The organism is Peptoniphilus sp. oral taxon 836 str. F0141 (genome assembly GCF_000179335.1).
Taxonomy (GTDB): Bacteria; Bacillota; Clostridia; order Tissierellales; family Peptoniphilaceae; genus Peptoniphilus_A; species Peptoniphilus_A lacrimalis.
The window spans coordinates 1-3,262 of the sequence record NZ_AEAA01000014.1 but is presented as its reverse complement, the minus strand read 5'-3'; the positions used below and the strand labels follow the sequence as shown (position 1 = coordinate 3,262).

Annotated in this window: 3 protein-coding genes; all 3 read left to right on the top strand. The window is 34.9% G+C overall.

What is annotated here, in order from left to right:
- Positions 1-189: 189 nt before the first annotated feature.
- Positions 190-603, top strand: coding sequence for a 30S ribosomal protein S12 (rpsL, locus tag HMPREF9131_RS00315; RefSeq protein WP_004824932.1), 414 nt, complete (start codon positions 190-192; stop codon positions 601-603).
- Between the two features lie 87 nt (positions 604-690).
- Positions 691-1,161: a 30S ribosomal protein S7 gene (rpsG, locus tag HMPREF9131_RS00310; protein WP_004824925.1), complete on the top strand. Its 471-nt coding sequence runs from the start codon at positions 691-693 to the stop codon at positions 1,159-1,161.
- Positions 1,162-1,182: 21 nt separating this feature from the next.
- The gene (fusA, locus tag HMPREF9131_RS00305; RefSeq protein WP_009344724.1) at positions 1,183-3,258 is read left to right on the top strand and encodes an elongation factor G; all 2,076 of its coding nucleotides are present in this window, start codon (positions 1,183-1,185) and stop codon (positions 3,256-3,258) included.
- Positions 3,259-3,262 lie beyond the last annotated feature (4 nt).

Genomic DNA, 3,262 nt, shown 5'->3' with positions numbered 1-3,262 from the left:
ATAAAAAAATATAAAAAATAATAATAAAAATTTTAAAATAATAAAATTTAATATGAATAAATTATAAGTTTACCAAAATTCAATTGACAGATAAGCTATTTGGTGGTAGAATTATACAGTATTTAGGAGATTAAGACTACCTCTAGGTAGTCTTAAAAAATGTACAATTTATTTATAGGAGGTGCACGAATGCCAACAATTAATCAACTTGTCAAAAATGGTAGAAAAAAGATTCATACTAAATCTAAATCACCAGCACTTGATGTGAACTATGATACTTTGAAGAAAACTGAAACAGAAGCTAATTCTCCACAAAAAAGAGGAGTTTGTATAGCGGTTAGAACAGTAACACCAAAGAAACCTAATTCAGCTTTAAGAAAAGTAGCCAGAGTTCGTTTGACTAATGGATATGAAGTTATGGCTTATATTCCTGGAATCGGACATAATCTTCAAGAACACAGTGTTGTTTTAATCCGTGGTGGAAGAGTTAAAGACTTACCAGGTGTTAGATACCATATAATCAGAGGTACACTTGATACTGCAGGTGTAACTGATAGAAAGCAAGCAAGATCTAAATACGGTACAAAGAAGCCTAAAAATTAATGAGAATATATAGATTTTTTTATAGATTCTTAGCAAACGGGACAAACCGAGTACCAGTGAATTACTAAATGGTTAAGGAGGGAAGTTATGCCAAGAAAAGGACACATACAAAAAAGAGAAGTTATGGCCGATCCTGTTTATGATGATGTTGTTATCACAAAACTAATAAATAACGTCATGTTAGATGGAAAAAAGGGAACTGCTCAAAGAATTGTATATAGCGCAATGGAAAAGATTGCCGAACAAACAGGTGAAGAGGCCATAGAAGTTTTTTATAAAGCTTTAAATAATGTAATGCCTGTTCTAGAAGTTAAAGGTAGAAGAATTGGTGGAGCAACATATCAAGTTCCTATGGAAGTTAGACCAGAAAGACGTCAAACTTTAGGACTTAGATGGTTGGTTAAATATGCAAGAGCCAGAGGAGAACACACTATGGATGATAGACTTGCAAAAGAAATTCTTGATGCCTCAAATAATTTAGGCGGCAGCGTTAAGAGAAAAGAAGAAATGCATAGGACAGCGGAAGCTAACAAGGCCTTTGCTCACTATAGATGGTAATGGATATAAGGGAGGAAAAGCATGCCTAGAGAGATACCATTAAAAAAAGTTAGAAATATAGGTATCATGGCACATATTGATGCTGGTAAAACTACAACTACTGAACGTATCTTATTTTATGCTGGAAAAATTCATAAGATAGGTGAAACTCACGAAGGTGCAGCTCAAATGGACTGGATGGAACAAGAGCAAGAAAGAGGTATCACAATTACTTCTGCAGCAACAACTTGCTATTGGAAGGGCTATAGATTAAATATCATAGACACTCCTGGACACGTTGACTTTACAGTTGAAGTTGAAAGATCTTTAAGAGTTCTTGACGGAGCTGTTGCACTTTTTGATGCTAAATCAGGTGTAGAACCACAATCAGAAACAGTTTGGAGACAAGCTGATAAGTACCATGTTCCAAGAATATGTCATATAAACAAAATGGATGTTACAGGAGCTGATTTCTTTAGATCAGTTAACACTATTGAAAAGAAACTACACGCAAATCCTGTAGCAATTCAAATACCGATGGGAGCAGAAGATAAGTTTATCGGTATGATTGACTTAGTTAGAATGGAAGCTGAAATTTATACAGATGATTTAGGACAAGTTATAGATAAAACTGATATTCCTGAAGAATATTTAGATTTAGCAAATGAATACAGAGATAAGATGATAGAAAAGGCTGCAGACTTCGATGATGAGCTTATGGATAAGTATCTTGAAGGAGAAGAAATTTCTGAAGAACTTATTAAAAGAGCTCTTAGAAAAGGAACTCTAGCAGTTAAATTAACTCCAGTACTTTGTGGTTCATCCTACAAAAACAAGGGAGTTCAATTACTACTTGATGCAGTTATTGATTATCTTCCAGCTCCACTTGATGTACCACCGATTGAAGGAACAGATCTTCAAGGAAATCCTGTAGAACGTCACGCATCTGATGACGAACCATTCTCAGCACTTGCATTTAAAATTGTTACTGACCCATATGTTGGTAAACTAGCATATTTTAGAGTATATTCTGGAGTTCTAAAAGCTGGAAGCTATGTAACTAACTCTACAAAGGGTAAGCGTGAAAGAATCGGAAGAATCCTACAAATGCACGCTAATAAGAGAACTGAAATTGATGAAATTTATGCAGGTGAAATTGCAGCTGCTGTAGGTTTAAAAGATACAACTACTGGGGATACTTTATGTGATGAAAAAAGCCAAGTAATTCTTGAAAAGATGGAATTCCCAGAACCAGTTATTTCAGTAGCTATTGAACCAAAAACTAAAGCATCTCAAGATAAGATGGCAATAGCTCTTCAAAAATTAGCAGAAGAAGACCCAACCTTCAGAACATATACAAATGAAGAAACAGGTCAAACAATTATTGCAGGTATGGGAGAACTTCACTTAGACATTATCGTTGATAGATTGTTAAGAGAATTTAAAGTTGAAGCTAATATTGGGAACCCACAAGTATCTTACAGAGAATCTATTACTAAGCCTGCTGAAGGCGAAGGTAAATATGTACGTCAATCAGGTGGACGTGGACAATATGGTCACGCTAAGATAAAAATTGAACCTTTAAAAGATGGACAAGGATTTGTATTTGAAAATGCAATTGTTGGTGGAGCAATTCCAAAAGAATTTATTGGACCTACACAACAAGGTATTGAAGAAGCCTTACAATCAGGTATATTAGGTGGATACGAAGTTCTTGACTTAAAGGTAACATTGTATGACGGTTCTTACCACGAAGTCGATTCATCAGAAATGGCATTTAAGATAGCCGGCTCAATGGCTCTTAGAGATGCAATGGCAAAGGCAGGTCCAGTATTACTTGAACCAGTTATGAAAGTTGAAATTACTACACCTGAAGAATATATGGGTGATGTAATTGGAGATATAAATTCTAGACGTGGAAGAATGGAAGGTATGGAACTTGTGGCAGGTGCACAAATCGTAACATCATATGTACCATTAGCTGAAATGTTTGGCTATGCAACAAGTTTACGTTCAAACACACAAGGTAGAGCAAACTATTCAATGCAATTTGACCATTACGAAGAAGTTCCTAAGTCAATTGCAGAAGAAGTTTTAGGAGATAAAAAAGATAAATAAATCT